22 protein-coding genes are annotated in these 21984 nt (G+C 70.3%); 13 read left to right on the forward strand and 9 right to left on the reverse strand.

Annotated elements, in window-relative coordinates; all coding sequences use genetic code 11:
* Positions 1 to 68: 68 nt before the first annotated feature.
* Complete coding sequence (locus HNP44_RS14925) at positions 69 to 452, reverse strand: hypothetical protein (protein WP_259141794.1); 384 nt, start codon at positions 450 to 452, stop codon at positions 69 to 71.
* Positions 453 to 550: 98 nt separating this feature from the next.
* On the opposite strand from HNP44_RS14925, the gene HNP44_RS14930 reads away from it, so the two are divergent.
* A complete protein-coding gene (locus HNP44_RS14930) occupies positions 551 to 976 on the forward strand; it encodes a DUF4279 domain-containing protein (RefSeq protein WP_259141795.1) in 426 nt (141 codons plus the stop codon).
* A 50-nt stretch (positions 977 to 1026) separates the two neighbouring features.
* Complete coding sequence (locus tag HNP44_RS14935) at positions 1027 to 1698, forward strand: copper homeostasis protein CutC (RefSeq protein WP_259141796.1); 672 nt, start codon at positions 1027 to 1029, stop codon at positions 1696 to 1698.
* A gap of 5 nt (positions 1699 to 1703) precedes the next feature.
* Here HNP44_RS14935 and HNP44_RS14940 read toward each other — a convergent pair whose 3' ends face one another.
* Genes HNP44_RS14940 through HNP44_RS14950 form a run of 3 tightly spaced genes read right to left on the reverse strand, consistent with a single transcriptional unit; the run spans position 1704 to position 3796 of the window.
* Complete coding sequence (locus tag HNP44_RS14940) at positions 1704 to 2909, reverse strand: O-succinylhomoserine sulfhydrylase (protein ID WP_259141797.1); 1206 nt, start codon at positions 2907 to 2909, stop codon at positions 1704 to 1706.
* 9 nt (positions 2910 to 2918) lie between these two features.
* A complete protein-coding gene (locus HNP44_RS14945; protein ID WP_259141798.1) occupies positions 2919 to 3332 on the reverse strand; it encodes a rhodanese-like domain-containing protein in 414 nt (137 codons plus the stop codon).
* Positions 3329 to 3796 (reverse strand): Rv0361 family membrane protein, encoded by a 468-nt coding sequence (locus HNP44_RS14950; protein WP_259141799.1) that lies wholly within the window; start codon positions 3794 to 3796, stop codon positions 3329 to 3331. The genes HNP44_RS14945 and HNP44_RS14950 overlap by 4 nt, the downstream gene beginning before the upstream one ends.
* A 145-nt stretch (positions 3797 to 3941) precedes the next feature.
* On the opposite strand from HNP44_RS14950, the gene HNP44_RS14955 reads away from it, so the two are divergent.
* The gene (locus tag HNP44_RS14955) at positions 3942 to 5330 is read left to right on the forward strand and encodes an FAD-dependent oxidoreductase (RefSeq protein ID WP_259141800.1); all 1389 of its coding nucleotides are present in this window, start codon (positions 3942 to 3944) and stop codon (positions 5328 to 5330) included.
* A 233-nt stretch (positions 5331 to 5563) separates the two neighbouring features.
* On the forward strand, positions 5564 to 6286 hold the full coding sequence (locus HNP44_RS14960; RefSeq protein ID WP_259141801.1) for a siderophore-interacting protein: 723 nt from the start codon (positions 5564 to 5566) through the stop codon (positions 6284 to 6286).
* Between the two features lie 49 nt (positions 6287 to 6335).
* On the opposite strand, the gene purT is transcribed toward HNP44_RS14960, so the two are convergent.
* Positions 6336 to 8081 carry a formate-dependent phosphoribosylglycinamide formyltransferase gene (purT, locus tag HNP44_RS14965; protein ID WP_259141802.1) on the reverse strand — a complete coding sequence of 582 codons (1746 nt, stop codon included), beginning with the start codon at positions 8079 to 8081 and terminating at the stop codon, positions 6336 to 6338.
* A gap of 59 nt (positions 8082 to 8140) precedes the next feature.
* Here purT and HNP44_RS14970 point away from each other — a divergent pair, with 59 nt between their 5' ends.
* Positions 8141 to 9091, forward strand: a complete 951-nt coding sequence (locus HNP44_RS14970; protein ID WP_259141803.1) for a PfkB family carbohydrate kinase — start codon at positions 8141 to 8143, stop codon at positions 9089 to 9091.
* Between the two features lie 128 nt (positions 9092 to 9219).
* Positions 9220 to 9582 carry a hypothetical protein gene (locus HNP44_RS14975; RefSeq protein ID WP_259141804.1) on the forward strand — a complete coding sequence of 121 codons (363 nt, stop codon included), beginning with the start codon at positions 9220 to 9222 and terminating at the stop codon, positions 9580 to 9582.
* Positions 9583 to 9663: 81 nt separating this feature from the next.
* Here the strand turns inward: HNP44_RS14975 and HNP44_RS14980 are convergent, their stop codons facing one another.
* Positions 9664 to 10950, reverse strand: coding sequence for an adenylosuccinate synthase (locus tag HNP44_RS14980; protein WP_259141805.1), 1287 nt, complete (start codon positions 10948 to 10950; stop codon positions 9664 to 9666).
* Between the two features lie 84 nt (positions 10951 to 11034).
* On the opposite strand from HNP44_RS14980, the gene HNP44_RS14985 reads away from it, so the two are divergent.
* Positions 11035 to 11679: a hypothetical protein gene (locus HNP44_RS14985; RefSeq protein WP_259141806.1), complete on the forward strand. Its 645-nt coding sequence runs from the start codon at positions 11035 to 11037 to the stop codon at positions 11677 to 11679.
* Between the two features lie 7 nt (positions 11680 to 11686).
* On the opposite strand, the gene HNP44_RS14990 is transcribed toward HNP44_RS14985, so the two are convergent.
* Both HNP44_RS14990 and HNP44_RS14995 read right to left on the reverse strand, forming a co-directional pair.
* Positions 11687 to 12877 (reverse strand): FUSC family protein, encoded by a 1191-nt coding sequence (locus HNP44_RS14990; RefSeq protein ID WP_259172141.1) that lies wholly within the window; start codon positions 12875 to 12877, stop codon positions 11687 to 11689.
* Positions 12837 to 13256 (reverse strand): DUF3151 domain-containing protein, encoded by a 420-nt coding sequence (locus HNP44_RS14995; RefSeq protein ID WP_259141808.1) that lies wholly within the window; start codon positions 13254 to 13256, stop codon positions 12837 to 12839. The genes HNP44_RS14990 and HNP44_RS14995 overlap by 41 nt, the downstream gene beginning before the upstream one ends.
* Positions 13257 to 13354: 98 nt before the next feature.
* Between HNP44_RS14995 and HNP44_RS15000 the strand changes: the two genes are divergently transcribed.
* Together HNP44_RS15000 and HNP44_RS15005 are read left to right on the forward strand one after the other, a co-directional pair.
* A complete protein-coding gene (locus tag HNP44_RS15000) occupies positions 13355 to 15397 on the forward strand; it encodes an Rv0361 family membrane protein (RefSeq protein WP_259141809.1) in 2043 nt (680 codons plus the stop codon).
* Positions 15394 to 15867 carry a hypothetical protein gene (locus HNP44_RS15005; RefSeq protein WP_259141810.1) on the forward strand — a complete coding sequence of 158 codons (474 nt, stop codon included), beginning with the start codon at positions 15394 to 15396 and terminating at the stop codon, positions 15865 to 15867. Before HNP44_RS15000 ends, HNP44_RS15005 begins: the two co-directional genes overlap by 4 nt.
* A 1-nt stretch (position 15868) precedes the next feature.
* Here the strand turns inward: HNP44_RS15005 and fbaA are convergent, their stop codons facing one another.
* A complete protein-coding gene (gene fbaA, locus HNP44_RS15010; RefSeq protein ID WP_259141811.1) occupies positions 15869 to 16897 on the reverse strand; it encodes a class II fructose-bisphosphate aldolase in 1029 nt (342 codons plus the stop codon).
* 47 nt (positions 16898 to 16944) lie between these two features.
* Between fbaA and HNP44_RS15015 the strand changes: the two genes are divergently transcribed.
* Genes HNP44_RS15015 through HNP44_RS15030 form a run of 4 tightly spaced genes read left to right on the forward strand, consistent with a single transcriptional unit; the run spans position 16945 to position 21844 of the window.
* Positions 16945 to 18816, forward strand: coding sequence for a Na+/H+ antiporter (locus HNP44_RS15015; RefSeq protein WP_259141812.1), 1872 nt, complete (start codon positions 16945 to 16947; stop codon positions 18814 to 18816).
* 19 nt (positions 18817 to 18835) lie between these two features.
* Positions 18836 to 19549 (forward strand): DedA family protein, encoded by a 714-nt coding sequence (locus tag HNP44_RS15020; RefSeq protein WP_259141813.1) that lies wholly within the window; start codon positions 18836 to 18838, stop codon positions 19547 to 19549.
* A gap of 8 nt (positions 19550 to 19557) precedes the next feature.
* Positions 19558 to 20193 (forward strand): DedA family protein, encoded by a 636-nt coding sequence (locus HNP44_RS15025; RefSeq protein ID WP_259141814.1) that lies wholly within the window; start codon positions 19558 to 19560, stop codon positions 20191 to 20193.
* Between the two features lie 4 nt (positions 20194 to 20197).
* Positions 20198 to 21844 (forward strand): ABC-F family ATP-binding cassette domain-containing protein, encoded by a 1647-nt coding sequence (locus HNP44_RS15030; protein ID WP_259141815.1) that lies wholly within the window; start codon positions 20198 to 20200, stop codon positions 21842 to 21844.
* Positions 21845 to 21984 lie beyond the last annotated feature (140 nt).

Below are 21984 nucleotides of genomic sequence, written 5' to 3' on the forward strand. Positions count from 1 at the left end.
TGTTCCGAGTCCAGGCCGCGTCGAACGCGGCGACCTCCGACGGAGTGGGACGTCGGACGGCCTCGGGGTCACTCACCGGGTCCGCTCCAGGCGATGGCGTCGATCGGTGGCAGCTGGAGCGGACCGCTGCCGTAGGAGTAGACCTCGAGGCTCGCGAGGTAGCCATCGAGCAGGAACACGATCATTCCGCCCAACGGTATGTCTCCGTCGCCGGGGATCTCTGCGCCCACCGGGAGCGGACTCGGCGCAGCGGCCTGCGCCAACGCACGATCCGCCACAAGATCGACCGTGCCGCAGCCGCATGGACAGGACCGGTCCGGGTTCACGCGAAGGGTAGGAACCTGGGCGCGGAGTTCCTCGACGCCGGGGAAGTCGAAGGACAGGAAGCCGTCGACGATCGCCCGCTCCCGGTCGGTGAGCGAGCGCAGACTCGTCGGCTCAGGCAGCTCCATGAGCTGCACCGTAGTTCGTCGCCGGACTGCGGCGCCACGTGGTTTCACCGGCGAATACTCCGTTGATCTCGCGCGCGCTGCGACCTAGCGTCGACAACATGCCGCCCGTACACCGCGCCATCGCGTCTCTGCAGCTCAGCGGTGTTGCTCTCGACCCGTCGGTCATCACCCGGATACTCGGCACCCTGCCGACTCTGTCCTACGCGCGGGGCGACCTCGTACCAGCCGGGAGCGGCACCCGGACCGCCCGGTTCGGGCTGTGGTCCCTCGCAGCCGAGGACACCGAGCCCGCCGACATCGATACGCAGGTGACGCACCTGCTGAGCGGACTCCCCGCCGATCTCGGCGTCTGGCGCGAGCTGTCCGATCGATACGCCCTTCGCCTGTTCTGCGGGTGGTTCCTGCAGGGCGGGAACGAGGGCGTGGTCCTCTCCGCGACCACGCTCGCCGCGCTCGGCGAACGAGGCATCGCCCTCGATCTGGACATCTACAGTGCCCCGCTTCGATTCGACGACTCCGTGTGACTCCTCAGCAGCGCCGATCGGCTCGCGCCGAGCACGTCTAGGGTGGGCGAATGGCATTGCTGGAGGTGATCGCCCTGGACGCGCGGGACGCGGTCGCCGCGCACAAGGGCGGGGCGGACCGGGTGGAGCTCGTCGTCGACATGGGGGCGGACGGGCTGAGCCCCTCCCCCGCCACCGTCGCCGACGTCCGTGCCGCCGTGGACATCCCCGTGCGCGTGATGCTCCGGCTCACCGGCGGATTCGCGCCCGGGGACCTCGGCGAGCTGGTGCGGTGCACCGTCGAGCTGAGAAGCGCAGGGGCGCAAGAGTTCGTGCTGGGATTCCTCACCGCCGACGGCGCCGTGGATCTGCCGGCCGTGACGCGGGTCGTCGAAGCGATCGACGGCGCGCCGTGGACCTTCCACCGGGCGATCGACCACTGCGCGGACCGGGCGGCACTGCGAAGCACGGTGGCGGAGCTGCCGGGGCTCGACGGCTTCCTCACCGCGGGCGCGGCCGCCGGGCTCGATGACGGCATCGCCACGCTGATCGCGGAAGCATCAGGACCGCAACGGATCCTGGCCGGCGGCGGCCTGCGCCTCGATCACCTGCCGCGACTCGAAGGAGCGGGGATCGACGCCTTCCACATCGGCAGCGCCGCGCGGCCACAGGGCTGGGAGTCGCCGGTGTCAGCAGAGGCCGTGCGGACGTGGCGCGCCGCCGTCGACGATCAAAGGCCCTGAGAGGCTCAGCCCAGAGCCTGATCCAGATCGGCGATGAGGTCGTCGACGTTCTCCAGCCCGACGGACAGGCGCAGCATCGAATCGGTGAGCCCGATCTTCGCGCGACCCTCCGGCCCCGTCGCGCGATGGGTCGTGGTGGCGGGGTGCGTGATCAGCGACTTGGCGTCGCCGAAGTTGTTGGAGATGTCGATGACCTGCAGCCGATTGAGAAACTCGAAGGCCCGCGCCTTGCCCGCGGCCGACGCCGAATCGGCCAGTTCGAGGGTGATCACTGTGCCACCGGCCTTCATCTGCCGCTTCGCCAGCTCGTGCTGCGGGTGCGAGGGCAGGAAGGGGAAGAGCACCTTCGACACCCGCGGGTCGGCGTCGAGGAACTCGGCGACCTTCTGCGCGTTCGCGCTCACCCGCTCGGCCCGCAGGTCCAGCGTCTCGAGCGCCTTGAGCAGCACCCATGCGTTGAACGGCGCCATCGCGGGGCCGGTGTGCCGCATCAGCTGCTTCACCGGACCGTCGATGTAGTCGAACCGGCCGAGGATGGCTCCGCCCATGACGCGGCCCTGGCCGTCCATGGTCTTGGTGGAGGAGTGCACGATCACGTCGGCGCCCATCCCGAGCGAATCCTGATAGCCGACCGGCGTGAAGCCGGCGTCGAGCACGACCTGCGCGCCCGCGGCATGGGCCAGCGAAGCCACGGCGCTCACGTCGACGAGGCCCTGCATCGGGTTCGCGGGGGTCTCGAAGAAGACGGCCTGGGTGGGGGCGCTGAGCGCCTCCTCCCACTGGGCGAGGTCCTCGCCGTCGACGAAGACGGTCTCGATGCCCCAGCGCGGCAGGATCTCGTTGCAGACGACGTAGCAGGAGCCGAACAGCGAGCGGGCTGCGACGAGCCGGTCGCCGGCCTTGAGCAGCGCGCCGAGCGCGGTGAAGACTGCGGACATGCCGGAGGCGGTCGCGAAGCAGGCCTCGGCGCCCTCCAGGAGGCGCAAGCGCTCCTGGAACATCGCCACCGTCGGGTTGCCGTAGCGCGAATAGACGAACCGGTCGATGTCGCCGTTGAAGGCAGCTTCGGCGGCCTCCGCACTCTCGTAGGTGTAACCCGAGTTCAGGAAGAGCGCCTCGGAGGTCTCCTCGTAGTTCGTGCGCAGGACGCCACCGCGCACCGCGTACGTCTCGGGCCGCAGGCCGTCGGGCAGGGGGCTGAACTCCGTCATGGCTTCAGCCTAGAACTGCCGCCAGGGCAGGCCGTCGGCGCGCCAGCCCGCGACGCCTCGATGTCCGAGTGCGTCGATGGGGCCCTCGAAGCCCTCGAGGACGTTGTAGGCGCGCTGCACGCCGGCAGCAGTGGCGGTCTCGGCGGCGCCGATCGAGCGGTGTCCGGAGCGGCAGAGGAAGACGACGGGCGCGTCGTCGGTGATGCCCTTGGCGCGGAGCTCGTCGACGAACGTGGGGTTGAGCGCACCGTCGGGGTAGCGCTGCCACTCCACGAGCACGGGGTTGCGCCCGACCTGCGAGAGCTCGGGGATGCCGACGTAGTTCCATTCGGCCTCGGTGCGGCAGTCGACGAGGATGGCCGCGGGGTCCTGTTCCAGCAGCTCCCAGGCCTCGCGCGGCGTCAGGTTTCCGGCGTAGTTCACGAGCACTTCTTCCACTTGCCGTCTTCGCGGACGAACGTCGCCTGTGCGGTGCGCTCGCCCGCCTTCTCGTAGGTCACCGTGAGATCGGCGGACGCGGAGTCACCGTTCACGGTGAGATTCTTGACGCCCTTCTCGTCCAGCTTCGCCTCGCCCTCGCGCTCGACAGCGGTCTTGCGGGCGTCGGGAAAGCCCGCCTCCTTCGGGAAGTCGGCGGCGGCGCGGTCCTTGGCACAGGTGTTGGCGACGAGGTCGGCGTACCGGCCCTTGTTCAACGCGCCGTAGTACTGGCCGATCGTGACCTGGACCTGCGCGGAGTCGCTGAGCCGCTCGTCGGAGGGGCGGATCGCGTTCCAGGTGAGGACGCCGCCGATGAGCACGACGGCGACCACGAGAGCGATGATGAACGGGGTCGCCGTGGTGCGGCGTTCGGGGGGCGGTCCGGCGGGGGCCTTGTCTGCACTCACTGAAGTCTCTACCCTCTGCTACTAGAACACGTTCCAGTTCCTCGGCGGGGTGGAATGGACCACCCGCACTAGGAACAGTTGATAAGTCCGCACTAACCTGGTGGGGAACTTCAACCGCGTATGCAGACAAGGTAGCCGACTTCACATGACCGAACAGAACCGCCCGTTGCGCGTCGCGATCGTGGGCGCAGGCCCCGCTGGTATCTACGCGGCGGACGCCCTCATGAAGTCCGACGAGGCGAAGGACCCCGGCGTCAGCATCGATCTCTTCGAGAAGATGCCGGCCCCGTTCGGCCTGATCCGGTACGGCGTCGCACCCGATCACCCGCGGATCAAGGGCATCATCACCGCGCTGCACAAGGTGCTCGACAAGCCGCAGGTCCGCCTGCTGGGCAACCTCGATTTCGGCAAGGACTTCACCCTCGAGGACGTGCGCCGCCACTACGACGCGGTGATCTTCTCCACCGGCGCCGTCGCCGACCGCAACCTGGAGATCCCCGGCATCGACCTGGACGGCAGCTACGGCGCCGCCGAGTTCGTGGCCTGGTACGACGGGCACCCGGACTTCTCGCGCGAGTGGCCGCTCACCGAGGAGAAGGTGGCCGTCCTGGGCGTCGGCAACGTGGGCCTCGACGTCGCCCGCGTGCTCGCCAAGACCGCCGACGAGCTGCTCCCCACCGAGATCCCGCCGAACGTCTACGAGGGCCTCAAGCTCAACAAGGCCAAGGAGGTGCACGTCTTCGGCCGCCGCGGACCGGCGCAGGTGAAGTTCACCCCGCTCGAGCTCAAGGAGCTCGACCACTCGCAGACCATCGAGGTCGTCGTGAACCCCGAGGACATCGAGTACGACGAGGGCTCCGCGAAGGCGCGCCGCGAGTCGAAGATCACCGACCAGGTCGCCACGATCCTCGAGAACTACGCGATCCGCGAGCCGAACAACCGCCCGCACAAGCTGTTCATCCACCTCTTCGAGTCGCCCGTCGAGATCCTGGGCGAGAACGGCAAGGTCACGGGCCTGCGCACCGAGCGCACCGAGCTCGACGGCACCGGCAACGTGCGGGGCACCGGCAGGTTCACCGACTGGGAGCTCGGCGCCGTCTACCGCGCTGTCGGCTACCTCTCGAACGACCTGCCGGAGATCCCCTTCGACGACCAGGCCGGCGTCATCCCGAACGAGGCCGGACGCGTCATCGACGCAGGTCAGCACATCACGGGCGTCTACACCACCGGCTGGATCAAGCGCGGCCCCGTCGGCCTCATCGGCCACACCAAGGGCGACGCCAACGAGACCATCGCGTGCCTGCTGGAGGACTTCCACGCCGGCAAGCTGAACGCCCCGTCGGACCCGTCGACCACCGGCGTCACCGACTGGCTGGACGACCACGACACCCCGTACACCACCTGGGACGGCTGGTACCGCCTCGACGAGCACGAGCGCAGCCTGGGCGAGGCCGAGGGCCGCGAGCGCGTGAAGGTCGTCGAGCGCGGCGACATGCTGGCCGCCTCGGAGCCGAGCAAGGTCCAGCAGGACTAACCCTCCGAGCGTACGTACGACGGTGCCGCCGTCCCGATTTCTCGGGGCGGCGGCACTTTTCGCTCACGATGATTCTAATTCGGTCGCGCCGACTCCTCGCCGCAGATGGTGAGCTCGCACTGGACCTGCAATTCCCCATGCGCCTGCGCGATTCGGAGAAGGCCGAGCGAGCCCGGCTCGAGCACGCACCGCGTCAGTAGGCGAGGGAGGCTATTTAGGGTAGCCTCAGTTTCATGGGTAGAGGAGTGACCGGCCTGATCCTCAAGGCGATGCGGGCGGACGACTACGTTTTCACGGTGCTGTCGACGGAGGCCGTCAGCGAGCACTATCACCGCATCCGCTTCGACGGCGGCGACTTCCTGCAGGACAACCCCTGGTTCCCGACCATGTGGGTGCGACTGTGGGTGCCGAAGAGCGGCGCCGCGACGACCGACGCGGACGAGGGAACGCTCGTGCAGCGCGGCTACACGATAGTCGCGCCCGAGGGTTCGGAGTTCAGCATCGAGTTCGCGATGCACGAGGGGCCCGCACCGCGCTGGGCCCTGGACGCCGAGCCCGGCGACCGGATCGCCGCCACGATGATGGGCGCCGACCTCACGGTCCCGGAGGAGCCGGCACCGTCGGAGTACGTACTCGTGGGCGACGCCGCCTCAATCCCCGCGATCAACAGCATCCTCGGGACCGCGCAGGCCCCGTGCCGCGTGTACCTGGAGTACCAGCACGACGCCGAGCGGGACCTCCCCGTGCAGAGCGAGGCCGTCACCTGGGTGCCGCGCGAGAACCGCGGCGCCACACTGGTGTCCACGGTCGTCGGCGCCGGAATCGGTGCTGACGCCTTCCTGTTCGTCGCCGCCGAGACGAAGGCGACGCGCGAGATCACCAAGGCCGCCAAGCGCGACTTCGGCCTACCCAAGGACCGCATCAAGTCCCAGGCCTACTGGCTGCAGCGCGGATAGATACGCGGCCGGCCGGTGCGGCGCCTGAGGCCCGTCGACGCTCCGCTGCCTAGTCCTGCGGACGCTGGGGCGGCAGGCCCATCGAGGTGGGCGGGTTGTGGTCGTACTCCTCGATCTCCGGAACCGTGGGCGGCTTCGGGCGCGTCGCGGTCTCGCCCGTGGGCGGGCGCGGGGCGGGCTGGATCGGGCGGGGCGGCGCGGGGCGCCGGGCGGCGACGGGGTGCATGCTCGTCGGCGCGATCGGTTCGGCGGGCCCGGCCTGCGGCGGGGCCACGCGCGACGAGGGCTGCTGCGGTGGCACGACCGGGGAGGCGGCAGTCGGCGGGGCGGGCGGCACGACGGGCGATGCCGCCGTCGGCGGGGCCGGTGGCGGGGTGGGCTGCTGCGGCGCCTTCTGGACTGGGATCTGCTGGGCCGGTGGTTGCTGAGTCGGAGCAGGATGAACGGGGCGCTGCACCGGCATCGCGCGGGTCGACGGGTCGTCGAGCGGCGGCTGCGGCCGCTGGATCGGCACGGCCGTGGTCTCCGGCGCGCCCTGCTGGAACGGGTCAGTGCTGTCCACGACGACGACCCGGCCCGCCGCCTCCGCGGCGTTGGCGCGCGCCACCTCGACGGTGTCGGCGGTAGCGACCGCGACGCCGAGGCGCCGCTTGGCGTAGCCCTCCGGCTTGCCGAACAGGCGCAGGTCGCTCTCGGGCACGTCGAGCGCGCGGGAGACGCTGTCGAAGGCGACGGAGCTGCTGTCCTTCGTCCCGTAGATCACGGCCGACGCGGCGGGCGACATGAGCGAGGTGTCCACGGGCAGGCCGAGGATCGCGCGGGCGTGCAGTTCGAACTCGGAGAGCCGCTGCGAGCCCAGGGTCACCAGGCCGGTGTCGTGCGGGCGGGGCGAGACCTCGGAGAAGTAGACGTCGTCGCCCTTGACGAAGAGCTCGACGCCGAAGACGCCGCGGCCGCCGGTGCCGCCGTCGCCGAGGGCGGTGGTGATGCGGCCCGCGACGGAGGTCGCCGCGTCGTAGGCGGCCTGACTCATCGCCTGCGGCTGCCAGGACTCGACGTAGTCACCGTCGGACTGCCGGTGCCCGATGGGCTCGCAGAAGCGGGTGACCACCTTGCCGCGCTCGGCGTCGTAGACGCGCACCGTGAGCAGCGTGATCTCGTAGTCGAAGTCGACGAAGCCCTCGACGATCACCCGCTCGTTCCGGACGCGACCGCCCTCGACGGCGTACGTCCAGGCACCGTCGAGCTCCTCGACCGAACGGACCACCGACTGGCCCTTGCCCGAGCTCGACATCACCGGCTTGATCACGCAGGGGAAGCCGACTTCCCGCGAGGCCGCACGTACCTCGTCGAGCGACGAGGCGAAGGCGTACGGCGAGCACGGCAGGCCGAGCTCCTCGGCGGCGAGCTTGCGGATCCCCTCGCGGTTCATCGTCAGCGCGACGGCCCGCGCCGTCGGAATGACCTCGGCGAGCCCCTCCTCGTCCACGGCGACGAGCGCCTCGGTGGCGAGTGCCTCGATCTCGGGGACCACGAAGTCGGGCTTCTCCGCCTCGATGACCCGGCGGACCTCGGCGGCGTCGGTCATGTCGATGACGTGGCTGCGGTGCGCCACCTGCATCGCGGGCGCGTTCGCGTAGCGGTCGACGGCGATCGTCTCCACGCCGAGGCGCTGGAAGGCGATCACCACCTCCTTGCCCAGCTCGCCCGAACCCAGCATCAGCGCCTTCGTGGCACCGGGGGTGAGCGCCGTGCCGATCCGGGGGTTGCCACCGGTCTCGCTGAGGTTCGTCATGGACTCCATTCTGGCAAACCCTCGGGGCCATGGTGCACAGTGCGCTTAGGGTCGTCGTCATGACCGACCGCACCCTCTGCCTCGGCGAGGCACTCGTCGACGTCGTACTGCGCGACGGCGCCGAACCGTCCGAGCACGTGGGCGGGAGCCTGTTCAACGTCGCGTGCGGGCTGGCGTCGCTGGGCGATCCGACGTCGATCCTGTCCTGGTGGGGGCGCGACGTCCGCGGGCATCGGATCGCTGAGACCGCCGCCCGGGCGGGCGTGGACATCGTCCCCGGGTCCGACGGTGCCGCCAACACCCCACTCGCGCACGCGCACGTCGACGCCGAGGGGCGCGCCACGTACGACTTCGACCTCACGTGGGAGGTGCCGCCGGTCGAGTCGCTGGAGCGGTACGGGCACCTGCACACGGGCAGCTTCGCCGCGACGCTGGCGCCGGGGTCCGACGGCGTCGCCGACGTGGTGCGCCGGATCCGGGACCACGCCACCGTCTCCTACGACCCGAACATCCGGCCCGCCCTGATGGGCACGCCCGCCGAGGTGCTGCCGCGGGTGCTGGAGATGATCGCGCAGTCCGACGTGGTGAAGGCCAGCGACGAGGACATCGCCTGGTTGCATCCCGATGAGGCCGTCGAGGACGTGATGCGCCGTTGGATCGCGGCCGGACCGGCACTGGTCGTGCTCACGCGGGGGCCGCACGGCGCGGACGCTCTGCTCGCCGGGGGACCGGGCGTGCTGCACATCGAGCCGCGGACCGTCGAAGTGGCGGACACCGTCGGCGCCGGGGACTCGTTCATGGCCGGCCTGGTCTCCGGGCTGCTCGACGCCGGCTACCTGGGTTCGCGGTCCGCCGCCCGGCGGCTCCGGGACGCGCAGTGGAGCGACGTACAGCCGGCGCTGCACCGCGCCGTCATCACCTCGGCGCTCACCGTGAGCCGGGCGGGCGCGTACGCACCGTCGATGGACGAGGTGCACGCGGTGCGCGCGCAGGACCCGCCGCTGCACTGACGGGCAGGACCAGGCCGGGTCACGGGCGGGCCGAATTCGAAGGTGGCTGACAGCCGATCCCCAGGTAGCGGCCGCATCATCGGTTCCAAACGCGGTCGCGGTGACCGCACCGACCGAAGCGAGAACCCATGACCGAGCCCACCGAACCGCAGCCCGCGCCCACCGCGCCGATTCCACCCGCGCAGGCGGCCGCCCCCGCACCAGCCCCGGCCCCGCAGGAGGCCGCACCGTCGAAGACCGGCCCGTCGAGGAAGCTGCTCATCGCGGCGATCGTCTTCGGGCTCATCGGGATCAGCGGCGTCAGCTTCACCGCCGGCTACTGGGTCAACGAGGCGACCGGCAAACACAAGGGCCATTCGATGCAGCAGCGCGGGCCAGGCGGCCACGACACCCAGCGGCACGGGCCCGGCCGCGGCGAGGGTCCGCGGATGTACCGAGTGACCCCGACCGCTGCGCCCTCGGCGACGCCGACCCCTGCCCCTACGCCCTAGGACGCGTCCGAAACCGGGCCTGGGCGGAGCGACGATGGAAATACTTCGCCGCGACCGCGGTCAAGCCCGGTTTCGGAACAGTCAGACGATGGCGCGGCGGACGATGGTCTCGTCGCGGCCCGGGCCCACGCCGATGCAGGAGATGTGCGCGCCGGAGAGCTCCTCGAGTCGCAGCACGTAGTCCTGCGCGTTCTTCGGCAGGTCCTCGAACGTGCGGCACTCGGAGATGTCCTCCCACCAGCCGGGCATCGTCTCGTAGATCGGCTTCGCGTGGTGGAAATCGGTCTGGTTGGGCGGCATCTCGTCGTACCGCACACCGTCGATCTCGTACGCGACGCAGATCGGGACGTTCTCGATGGAGCTGAGCACGTCGAGCTTGGTGAGGAAGTAGTCGGTGATGCCGTTGACGCGGGTCGCGTAGCGGGCGATCACCGCGTCGAACCAGCCGCAGCGGCGCGCGCGGCCGGTGGTGACGCCCACCTCGCCGCCGTGCTTGGCGAGGTACTCGCCCCACTCGTCGAAGAGCTCCGTCGGGAACGGACCCGAGCCGACGCGGGTGGTGTACGCCTTGAGGATGCCCAGCACCGTCGTGATGCGGGTGGGGCCGATGCCCGAGCCCACCGAGGCGCCGCCCGACGTCGGGTTCGACGAGGTCACGTACGGGTAGGTGCCGTGGTCGACGTCGAGCAGCGTGCCCTGCGAACCCTCCAACAGCACCGTCTCGCCGCGCTCCAGCGCGAGGTTGAGCTCGAGGCGGGTGTCGGCGATGCGGTGCTTGAAGCTCTCGGCGAGCTCCAGCGTCTCGTCGACCACCTGGCGCGCGTCGAGCGCGCGGCGGTTGTAGATCTTGGTGAGCACCTGGTTCTTGAACTCCAGCGCCGCCTCGACCTTCTGGGTGAGGATCGACTCGTCCAGCACGTCCTGCGCACGCACGCCGACGCGGGCGATCTTGTCCTGGTAGCAGGGGCCGATGCCGCGACCGGTGGTGCCGATCTTCTTGTTACCGAGGAAGCGCTCGGTGACCTTGTCGATGGCCACGTGGTACGGCATGAGCAGGTGCGCGTCGGCCGAGAGCAGCAGGTTCGACGTGTCGACGTCGCGCGCCTCGAGGCCGTCGAGCTCGGCGAGGAGGACCGACGGGTCCACCACGACGCCGTTACCGATGACGTTCTTCACGCCGGGGGTGAGAATGCCCGACGGAATGAGGTGGAGCGCGAACTTGTCGCCGTTCGGCAGGACCACCGTGTGGCCGGCGTTGTTGCCGCCCTGGTAGCGAACCACCCACTGGAGCTTCTCCCCCAGCAGATCGGTGGCTTTTCCCTTACCTTCATCGCCCCATTGGGCGCCGATCAGCACGATCGCAGGCATGGACGATCTCCTTCCGGCTCGATACACCTTCAAAGGAATCACCTGGATAACGTCGAGCCGTGCCGCAACCTTACAGTAGGTGCGGTGAGCTCCGTGACCCAGAGCACCGTCGTGGTGCGTGCCCCCGATGTCCGTATCCCGGGCAGCCTCCGCGACCTCGAAACGATCACCGTCGACCTCGACTCCGCCAAGGCGGAACTGAAGCAGAAGCTGACGTTCCCGAAGCGGATCGTGGTCGCGGGGCCCGATGACCTGCTCGCGGCGGTGATCGCCCGGCTCATGGCATCGGAACGCCTCGACGTGGAGGTGGCGTACGTGCCGACCGAGAACTCGCATGCGTCGTCCATCTACCCGCCGGGCGACCCGCTGACGGGCACGCCCCGCGCCGTCCCCCTGATCCGCGATGATCGCGGCTTCGTCCTGGTGGGCAAGGCCAAGATCACGGGCCCCGACGGCGGGCCGCTGATCGGCGAGACCTTCGTCGACTCCGAGAAGCTGTTCACCGGGCAGGCGAAGGCTGTGATCGTGGAGCCCTTCGGCGCGGCGGGCGAGACGGGCGGGGTGCGCGCCCGGCTCGCGAAGGGCGTGCGCCGACGGTGGCTGTCCGGTCGCGCCGCGCAGACCGGCGGGCTCGAGCTCGTCGTGACCCGCGACGGCCGCACCGACGCCAGCGTCGTGACCCGCGCGACGTTCTACCGCAACACCGAAGACTGGCTGCTCATCAGCTGACGCGCGGCTACTCGGGCGGTTTCGGCGCGTCCTTCTTCTTCGACACCTCGCGCATCTGCGCGACCGCCGAGGTACGCGAGAGCCCGGCGACCTGCAACAGGTCGACGATCGTCGAACGGAGCTGCCCGTAGATCATCACCTCGTTGAGCGATTCGCTCTCGGAGATCTCGTCGTGCATCGACAGCGCGTTGGCGCGCCGCGCCGCGGACCGGAGCACCCGCGCACCGTCGGCCTGATCGGGGTGCGCGCCCGGCTCGGCGAGCACCACGTCGCGCATGGTCTTGAAGGAATCGGCGAGCCGGCCGACCTCGGTGACCAAGGTGGGGTCGATCCGCTCACCGTTCTGATTCGAGGCGAGAGCCCGCCGGGCCATGACCCGCACGTTGCGCACGGCGTTGTCGAGGGGATCGGCGATGGCCTGGAGCTTGTCCATCCGGGGCCGCGAGCTCCAGAACATCGGCGAGACCTTGGCGATCTCCAGGCCGCCCGCGAGGTCGTTGGTGAGCTGGTCCAGGTCGGGCTGAGTGGCGCGGGCGGTCTCGAGGGCCCATTCCAGCGAGGAGATGTCGCGATCGGTGAGGCCGGCGGCGATCGAGGCGACGACGCGCCGCATGGTGTCCAGCACCTTGGCGGCATCCTTACGCGGCCGCCGGGCGGGGTTGTTCGGGATCAGCGCGGCGATCACGACGCCGACGAGGCCGCCGATGAGCGCGTCCAGCATCCGCGTCCAGCCGCCCGTCGACCCCGGCGGGATCAGGGTCGCGACCAGCACCGCCGACGACGCCGCCTGCATCGGCACGAGCGGGCCCCTGTCGGCGAGCACCGCGACGGCCATCGCGATCGCGACGACGAGCGCGAGCTGCCAGGGCCCGGTGCCGATCACGGAGATCAGCAGGTCGCCCACGCCGATGCCGACGGTGACGCCGCCCACCAGCTCCAGCGAGCGGCGCAGCCGCTGCTGCAGGGACAGCCCCAACGAGATGATCGCGGCGATCGGGGCGAAGAACGGCGAGACGTGCCCGATCACGTCATTCGCGATGAACCAGGCGATGCCCGCGGCGACCGCGCACTGCACGATGGGCAGTTTGGCGTTCCAGAGCCGCTTGGTGCGGCTCTGGATCACCTGCGGCAGCGCGTTGTGCCGCCGGAGTAGTCGACTACGCGCCGAGTCCGAGGGCGCCGGCGGCTTCGGGGTCACAGTCGTTCAACAGATCCAGGCAACGGAGGTACTCGTCTTCCTCGCCGATCGACTGCGCGGCGCGGGCCAGCGCGGCCACCGCCCGCAGGAAACCGCGGTTGTTCTCGTGGCTGTAGGGCACGGGACCGAAGCCACGCCAACCCTGGCGGCGCAGCTGGTCGAGGCCACGGTGGTAGCCGGTGCGCGCGTAGGCGTAGGCGGTGACGGCCTGCCCCTCGTCGAGCGCGCCCTCCGCGAGCACGGCCCACGCCAGCGACGACGTGGGGGCATCCGCCGCGACCTCGACCGCCGGGCGGCCCTGGTTCAACTGCAGTTCCGGCTCTTCGTCGATGTCGAGCAGGACCGGGGGCGGGCCGAGGAGATCACCGAAGGACGTCATTGCTCCAGTCTTCCATGCTGCGCGCGGCGAACGGCGGACGACGTGCATGCCCGCACAACGCGCGGGTCGCGCCCGGTGCGCGCCCGCTAGGGTGTCAGGTGTTCCGCGTGCGGCGCGCCGCGGCGGAGGAGCAACGATTCACGAACGAGGGGATGGCGGAAGCGATGGCGCGGGATGACAACCGGGGACCCCTGTCGCGACTTCGTGACCTGCGTGGACGCCTCGCGGCGTGGCCCGCGGCGCCACTCCACGATCACCCGGAGACCGCCGGCACGCTCGGCAGCGCACCCGTCGACGCCGTGATCCCCTCGCAGTCCGACTCCCTCGCGCAGCTCGTTCAGGACGCCGCCCCCGCCCCGTCGCCCGGAGAGGCCGAGACCACCGTCATCCCCGTCGACGGTGCCGCCGCGTCCGCCGCGGAGGACTCCGGCAAGACCAAGGACTCGAGCGAGGCCGGGGAAGCGCCGTCCGACGCCGAGACGCGGGTGCTGCCCGCCGCGGGGCGCGCGCTGGTCGACGACGAGGACGACGTCGCCGTCGCGGACGCCGCCGGCGACGCGAGCGAGAAGACCGCGGACAAGAGCACCCCGGACTCGCCGCTGCGGACCGTCGGGCCGGTGGTGACCACGTCGCCGGGCGCCGACGACACCGAGACCACCGTGCTGCCCGCCGTGCAGCGTCCGAGCTCCGCCGAGACCACCGCCATCCCCGTGCAGGCCCGCCCGGCCGAGGAGGCTCCCGCGGAGCCCGTCGAGGATGAGGCGAGCGCTGACGAGGCCGGCGTCGCCGACGAGGGGGCGCAGGAGACGGAGGAAGCTGCGGCGACGTCCGAGGCCGACGAGACCGCCGCCGACGACGACACGGACGAGGGCCAGGTCGCGGCCGACGGGGTCGCCACTGCGGACGCCACTGACGGCGAGGACAGCGCAGACGCAGCCGACAGTGCTGACGGCGCGGACAGTGCAGACGGATCCGACGACGCCGAGGCCGACGGTCCGTCGGTCGCCGCAGCGGCCGCCGGAGCTGCGGGTGCCGCTGCCGTCGTCGCGGGCGCTGCCGCGGTCGCCGGAGAGGATCAGGACGAAGACCAGGACACCTCCCCCGAGGCCGAGGCCGACGAAACGGCGGGCGATACCGCTGACGAAGACGGCAACACCGCAGAGGACGAGCCCACCGTCGACGACGGCGCGAGCACGACCGAGAGCGACGGCGAGCCGGACGCCACCGCAGAAGGCGAGGCGACGGCCGACAACGCGGAGGACGCCGGGGACGGAACACCCGTCGCCGAGGACACCGCGGGCGAGGAAACCTCCGCCGACGAGCAGGATCCCGCCGCGCAGGACGAGACGGCCCAGGACGAGGCGGCCCAGGACGAGGCGGACGAGGCCGCAGCCGACGAGGACGTCGCGTCCGACGAGGACAGCGCGGGCGACGAGGAAAGCGCGGGCGACGTCGACGACGTGGACGAGGCGGCGACGACGGCGATCCCGGCCGTTGCGCGACCGGACCAGGCGATCATCGACACCGAGCAGAACGAACTGCCGGACGCGACGCCGGCGACCGAGGCGATTCCGCTCGCGCCGCTGGCCGCGGCGACGGCCCCCGACCTCGCGAAGCCCGAGGCGCCGCTGGAGAACACAGCGCGGCAGTCGCCCGAGTACTACGCGCCGTCCGGCGGTCAGGACGCCCCGTCGAAGGGCAAGCGCACGTTGTGGATCGTGGCGGCCGCGGTGGTCGCGATCGTGGTGATCGTCGCGGCGATTGCGCTGCTGGTGCCCAAGTCGGGCTCCGGCTCGTCGAGCGATCCGCGGCAGCAGGCGGCGAATGCGACGACGTCGTTCATCGATGCCGTGGGCCGCGGCGACCTCGCCACCCTGCGCGCGCAGACCTGCGGCAACGCCAAGGTGTACTACGACGGCCTGGACGACGGCCAGTGGCAGCGTGCCTACGGCAACGCCAAGGCCGACGGCCTGCTCCCCGAGCTCGACGGCCTGCAGGCCGTGGACGTACGCGGCGACAAGGCTGAAGTCCAGGTCGAGGTGCACTACGCCAACAACCCGAGCGCGAAGGTGCGCAACACCCTCACGCTGGAGAAGGACGCGGACACCTGGAAGGTGTGCACGCGCGTCGGGGCGCGATGAGCACGCCGTCGGAGGAACCCACGCTCCGCACTCCGAAGCAGAAGCGGGCGCCGGAGCCGCGGACGGCACCATCGGAGCCCAAGCTCGCGTACTCCGAAGTGCCGGACCGACCCTCCCCGCGGACCGACAGGATCGCGCGCGGCGCGGGCCGCGTCACGCCGCCCCGGCGCACCGCGACCCCGCCGATGGCTGCCCCGCACCGGATGGCGCCGCGCCCGCACGCGCCACACGGTGCGCAGCCGCACCGCCCGCACGCCGCACAGGACCGCGCGCAGCAGGCGCGGCCTCCGCAGGCTCCGAACCGGACCGCCGGGCCTCCGCAGGGCGCTCCGTCGAACCCGCCCGCCCCGCAAGCGCCGGATCGGGCCCCGAAACGCGCACGGCCGCTGCTCACCGGCCCGGAGTGGGCGGCGGCAGCGGCCATGATCGTGCTCGTGCTGGCGGTCCTCCTGGGACTGGCGCTGGCCTGAGCTACTTCGCGCTGATGGACTTGCCGGCGGAGTGCAGGTCGTTACACGCCTCGACGACACGCTCGGCCATCGACGTCTCCGCCTTCTTCAAATAGGACCGCGGGTCGTAAACCTTCTTGTTACCGACCTCACCGTCGATCTTGAGCACCCCGTCGTAATTCGACAGCATGTGCCCGGCCACCGGACGGGTGAACGCGTACTGGGTATCGGTGTCGACGTTCATCTTCACCACGCCGTAGGACAGGGAGTCCTCGATCTCCGACTTCAGCGAGCCGGAGCCGCCGTGGAAGACGAAATCGAAGGGCTTGCTGCCCGCGGGCAGGCCCAGCTTCGCCGACGCCACCGCCTGACCATCACGCAGCACCTCCGGACGCAGCTTCACGTTCCCCGGCTTATACACACCGTGGACGTTGCCGAACGTCGCCGCCAGCAGATACCCCTCCGCACCCAGCGCATCGACAGTCCTCGCGAAATCCTCATCCGAGGTGAACAGCTTGTCGTTGATCTCGTTCTCGACGCCGTCCTCCTCACCACCGACCACACCGATCTCGATCTCCAAGATGATCTTCGCCGCCTTCGCCTTCGCGAGCAGCTCCTGCGCGATCTGCAGGTTCTCCTCCAACGGCACCGCCGACCCGTCCCACATATGCGACTGGAACAACGGATTGCGCCCGGCATCGACGCGCTCCTGCGAGATCGCCAGCAACGGCCGCACATACGTGTCGAGCTTGTCCTTCGGGCAATGATCGGTATGCAGAGCGACCGTCACCTCATACTGCGCCGCCACCACATGCGCGAACTCCGCCAACGCGACCGCACCGACCACCATGTCCTTGACACCCAAACCGGAACCGAACTCCGCCCCGCCGGTCGAGAACTGGATGATCCCGTCACTGCCCGCATCGGCGAAACCCTTGATCGCCGCATTGATCGACTCACTCGACGTGCAATTGATCGCCGGATAGGCGTAACCGCCCTCACGGGCGCGGTCCAACATCTCCCGGTAGGCCTCGGGGGTGGCGATGGGCATGTCTGTCCTCCTGAGCGGTTCGACGTTTCAATGAAAGACTATCGCCCATGGAGCTCGCTGTTGGGCTGGTCGCCCTCGTCGCCACCGTTCTGGTGGTCAGTGCATTCTGTGACCGTCTCGGTCTCGCCGCGCCGTTGGTGCTGACGGTAGTCGGCATCGGAGTGTCATTCGTCCCCGCGGTACCCGAGGTGCCGCTCAACCCCGACGTGGTGCTGCTCGGCCTGTTGCCGCCGCTGTTGTACGCGGCGGCGTCGAAGGCCTCGCTCGTCGACTTCAAGGAGAACATTCGGCCGATCGGGATGCTCTCGGTCGGGCTGGTGCTGTTCACGGCCGGGGCCGTGGGCGTCGTGACGTCCTATCTGCTGGACATCCCGTTCGCCGCCGGACTCGCGCTGGGCGCCATCGTCGGACCGCCCGATGCGGTCGCCGCGACCGCGGTGGGTCGGCGCATCGGCCTGCCCCGCCGGGTGACGACCCTGCTCGAGGGCGAGTCGCTGTTCAACGACGCCACGTCGATCGTGTTGCTGCGGACCGCGATCGCGGCGGTCGCCGGCACCGTCGGCTTCTGGCAGGTACTCGGCTCCTTCGCGCTGAGCGCGATCGGCGGCGTCGTGATCGGCGTCCTCGCCGCCCTGGCGATCCGGTTCGCGCTGCGCCGCCTGACCGATCCGGTGCTCACCACCGGCATCAGCCTGATCAGCCCCTGGATCGCCTACCTGCCCGCCGAGCACATCCACGGCTCGGGCGTCGTGGCGACGGTCGTCGCCGGTCTCCTCGTCGCGTACCGGGCGCCCACCGACCAGACGGCGATCGGCCGCATGTCGGCGCGCATCAACTGGAACACCATCCAGTTCCTGCTCGAGAACGCCGTCTTCCTGCTCATCGGCCTGCAGATGCGGACCATCTTCGTGGGTGCCGACGAATCGTCGATCGGGTGGCCGCTGATCATGACGACGTGCATCGCGGTGATGATCACGGTGATCCTCGCGCGAATGGTGTGGTGCGCGCCGTCGGCCCTCATCGCGATCAAGGTGGACGATGCGAACGAGCGGCTCACCGCCGGCGAGACGACGGTGCTGTCGTGGGCGGGCATGCGCGGCGTGGTCACTCTCGCGGCCGCGTTCATCCTCCCGCTGGATTTCCCCGACCGCGAGGTACTCGTCTTCGCCGCCATGGTCGTGGTGGCCGGCAGCCTCCTGATCCAGGGCTCGACGCTCCCCGCGCTCGCCAAGCTGCTGCGCGTCCAGGGGCCGAACGCGCGGACCGACGCCCTGCAGCAGGCCGTGGTCATGCGGTCCGCACTCAACGCCGGCCTGACGCGCCTCGACGAGATCGCTGCGAGCCCGGAGAACACGATCCCCGCCACTGTCCTCGACGGGGTGCGCGAGCACACCATCAGCCGCGAGCGCGCCTTCTGGGAAAGGCTCGGCCCGGACTCCGCGAACACCCCCGCCGCGCAGCTGCGCGCGGTCCGGCTGCAGATGATCGACGCCGAGCGCGCGGAGGTGCTGCGGATGCGCGACGCCGGCCAGGGCGATCACGAGGTGCTCGAGCAGGTGCTGTCGAACTTCGACGTCGAGGAGGCGATGCTGGAGGTCTCGGCGGTGCGCAGCGAGCGCATCGCGGTCGCCGAACTGCTCACGCCGCCGTGGGCGCAGGACGAATGTGACCATCTTCGCGTTTCGGACGATTTCGCCGACCCGGTGCCGCTCAGCGAGACCTGCCTCGAGTGCGTCGAGTCGGGGCAGAACCCCGTCGCCCTGCGACTGTGCCTGACCTGCGGACACGTCGGCTGTTGCGACTCCTCCGAGGGCAAGCACGCGACGGTTCACCACGAGCTCACCAATCACCCGGTGATCCGGAGCTTCCAGCCCGGGGAGTCGTGGCGCTGGTGCTACATCGACGAATTGCTGAAATAGAGCCGGTATCCTGGCAGGCGTGTATGTCAACGACCTGACTCTGGCCGCCTCGACCACCATGCAGGCGTTCGCCCTCAAGGACATCACCGATCCGGTGGCCGTCCTCAACGCCTTCGGCGGCATCGCCCTGGTGGGCCTGTTGCTCGTGGTGTTCATCGAATCCGGCGTGCTCTTCCCGGTGCTGCCGGGTGACTCGCTGCTGTTCGTCGCGGGCCTGCTGACCGCGGCCGGGACCGGCGCCGCCGTCGGTGAGGCCACCTACACGGGCTCGGCGATGTCGCTGCCGGTGCTGTTGATCGCGACGCCCATCGCGGCGATCCTTGGTTCCCAGGTCGGCTACTTCATCGGGCGGTTCGGCGGCGAGAAGTTCTTCACGCCCGACGCGCGTTTCCTCAAGACGAAGTACCTCGACGAGTCGCACGAGTTCTTCGAGAAGTACGGCCCCGCCACGCTGATCCTGGCCCGCTTCGTCCCCTTCGTGCGCACGTTCGCGCCGATCGCCGCCGGCGCCGCGAAGATGAGCTACAGCAAGTTCGTCATCTGGAACGCGATCGGCGCGGTGATCTGGGCCGACGGCATCATCCTGCTCGGCGTGTGGCTCGGCAAGATCGCCTGGGTCCGCGAGAACATCGACATCATCTTCCTGGCCATCGTCGCCATCTCCGTACTGCCGATCGTGTGGGGCGTGGTCAAGAAGTTCCTCGCGGGTCGCCGCGCCGACGCGGCCGCCTAGGCCCCTCCGTGCTCGAATTCGTCCAAACCGCCGGGCCGGTGATGATCTGGCTCGTTGTGGCCGGATTCGTCTTCTGCGAGTGCGCCTTCATCATCGGGCTGTTCCTGCCCGGCGACTCGCTGCTGCTCACCGCCGGCCTGGCCATGGCCACCACCGGCCACTCCGCGATGTCGGTGTGGGGGCTCGCGCTGGCGGCCTTCCTCGCGGCCATCGCCGGTAACCACGTGGGCTACGGCATCGGCGTCACGATGGGCGATCACGTGCTCGCCAAGCAGGACGGCCGCTACCTCAACGCGCACAACCTGCACCGCGTCAAAGAACTGATGGACAAGCACGGCTTCTTCTCCGTGCTCATCGCCCGCTGGATCCCCTGGGTCCGCACGCTGTGCCCGCTGGTCGCCGGCGCGGTCGGCATGGACAGGCGGAAGTTCACCATCGCCTCGGTGCTGGGCTCGCTGATCTGGGCCCCCTTCCTGCTGCTGGTGGGCTACTACGCCTCGGCGGCGCTGCAGGACTACAAGTGGATCCTCGATTGGGCGCTGCGCGGCATGATCGTCATGCTCGTGGTCGGCACGATCGTCGGGATCGTGGGCTACCGGCGAGAGATGCGCAAGCCGAACGTCACCGTCGACCTCGAGGACTAACTGCATGACCGTCCTGCAGACCCGCGACCTGACGGTCGCGTACGCCGATCGGACCCTGTTCTCGGGGCTCGATCTCGTGATCGCGCCGGGCGACGTCGTGGGTCTCGTCGGCGCCAACGGCGCTGGGAAGTCGACGCTCCTCAAGCTCCTGGCCGGCGTGGGCGCCGACGGAGGCCCCGATGTGAGCGGCACCGTCGATCTCTCCCCCGCCGACGCGGAAGTCGGGTACCTGGCGCAGGAGCACGAGCGCCGGCCCGGCGAGACCGTCGCGCAGTTCGTCGCGCGACGGACCGGCGTCGCGGCCGCGCAGGAGGCGATGGACGCGGCCGCACTCGCTCTCGGCGACGATCCCGACACCGACCTCTACACCCCCGCGCTGGACCGATGGCTCGCCCTCGGCGGCGCCGATCTGGAGCAACGCCTCGACGCGATCCTGTCCGACGTGGGGCTGGACAGCCCGGACGCGGAGATGACGGGGCTCTCCGGCGGGCAGGCGGCGCGCGCGGGCCTCGCCGCGGTGCTGGCCTCGCGGTACGACGTGCTGCTGCTCGACGAGCCCACCAACGACCTGGACCTCGCCGGCCTCGAGCTGCTGGAGCGCTTCGTCGCGGAGGCGGCGACCGCGATCGTCGTGGTCTCGCACGACCGGGAGTTCCTGGCCCGGACGGTGACCACCGTGGTGGAGCTGGACCTCGCGCAACAGCAGATCGGCGTGTACGGGGGCGGCTACGAGGCTTACCTCGTCGAGCGGGACGTCGCGCGGCGGCACGCGCGCGAGGAGTACGAGGAGTACTCGGGGAAGCTCTCCGACCTGCAGGATCGCGCGCAGATGCAGCGCAACTGGATGGACCACGGCGTGCGCAACGCGCGCCGCAAGATGAAGAGCGGCACGGACTCCGACAAGGCCGGTCGCAAAGCGCGCCTCGAGTCGACGGAGAAGCAGGCCTCGAAGGCGCGGCAGACCGAGCGGGCGATCGAGCGGCTCGAGGTGGTCGCCGAGCCGCGCAAGGAATGGGAGCTGCGGATGTCGATCCTCTCCGCTCCCCGCAGCGGCACGGTCGTGGTGACGGCGTCCGGGGCGTGCGTCTCCTATCCCGGGCTGACCGTCGGACCCGTGACGGTGAGCGTCGAGTACGGCGACCGCATCCTGCTCACCGGCCCGAACGGCGCCGGCAAGTCCACGTTGCTGGGGCTGTTGCTGGGGCGCCAGACGCCCTCCGCCGGGACGGTCACGCTCGGTTCCGGGGTCGAGATCGGCGAGGTCGACCAGGCCCGCGGGCGCTTCCTGTCCGACGGTCCGCTGCTGGACGCCTTCTGCGCGGAAGTACCGGAGACGCCACCGGCCGACGTGCGGACGCTGCTCGCGAAGTTCGGGCTGCGCGGCCACCACGTACTGCGCCCCGCCTCGTCGCTCTCCCCCGGCGAGCGGACCCGCGCCGCGCTGGCGCTCCTGCAGGCCCGCGGCGTGAACCTACTGGTCCTCGACGAGCCGACCAACCACCTCGACCTGCCCGCGATCGAGCAGCTCGAGGAGGCCGTCGAGTCCTTCGACGGCACCATCATCCTGGTGACCCACGACCGCAGGATGCTCGACACCGTCCGCGCCACGCGCCGCTGGCGCATGGCCGACGGTGCCCTGACCGAGGACTGACGCCAGCCCGGCGCCCCGGCGCGCCCTGTTCGTGCGGCGCGCTCTCGGATTCTGTCCGTTGCGGACACGGTGTCCGTCGTGGACAGGATTCGAGAGTCGCGCCATCGCTCCCACTCCCGTTGTCGATCACCCGTGTGACC

The organism is Tsukamurella ocularis, assembly GCF_024807615.1.
Classification (GTDB): Bacteria; Actinomycetota; Actinomycetes; order Mycobacteriales; family Mycobacteriaceae; genus Tsukamurella; species Tsukamurella ocularis.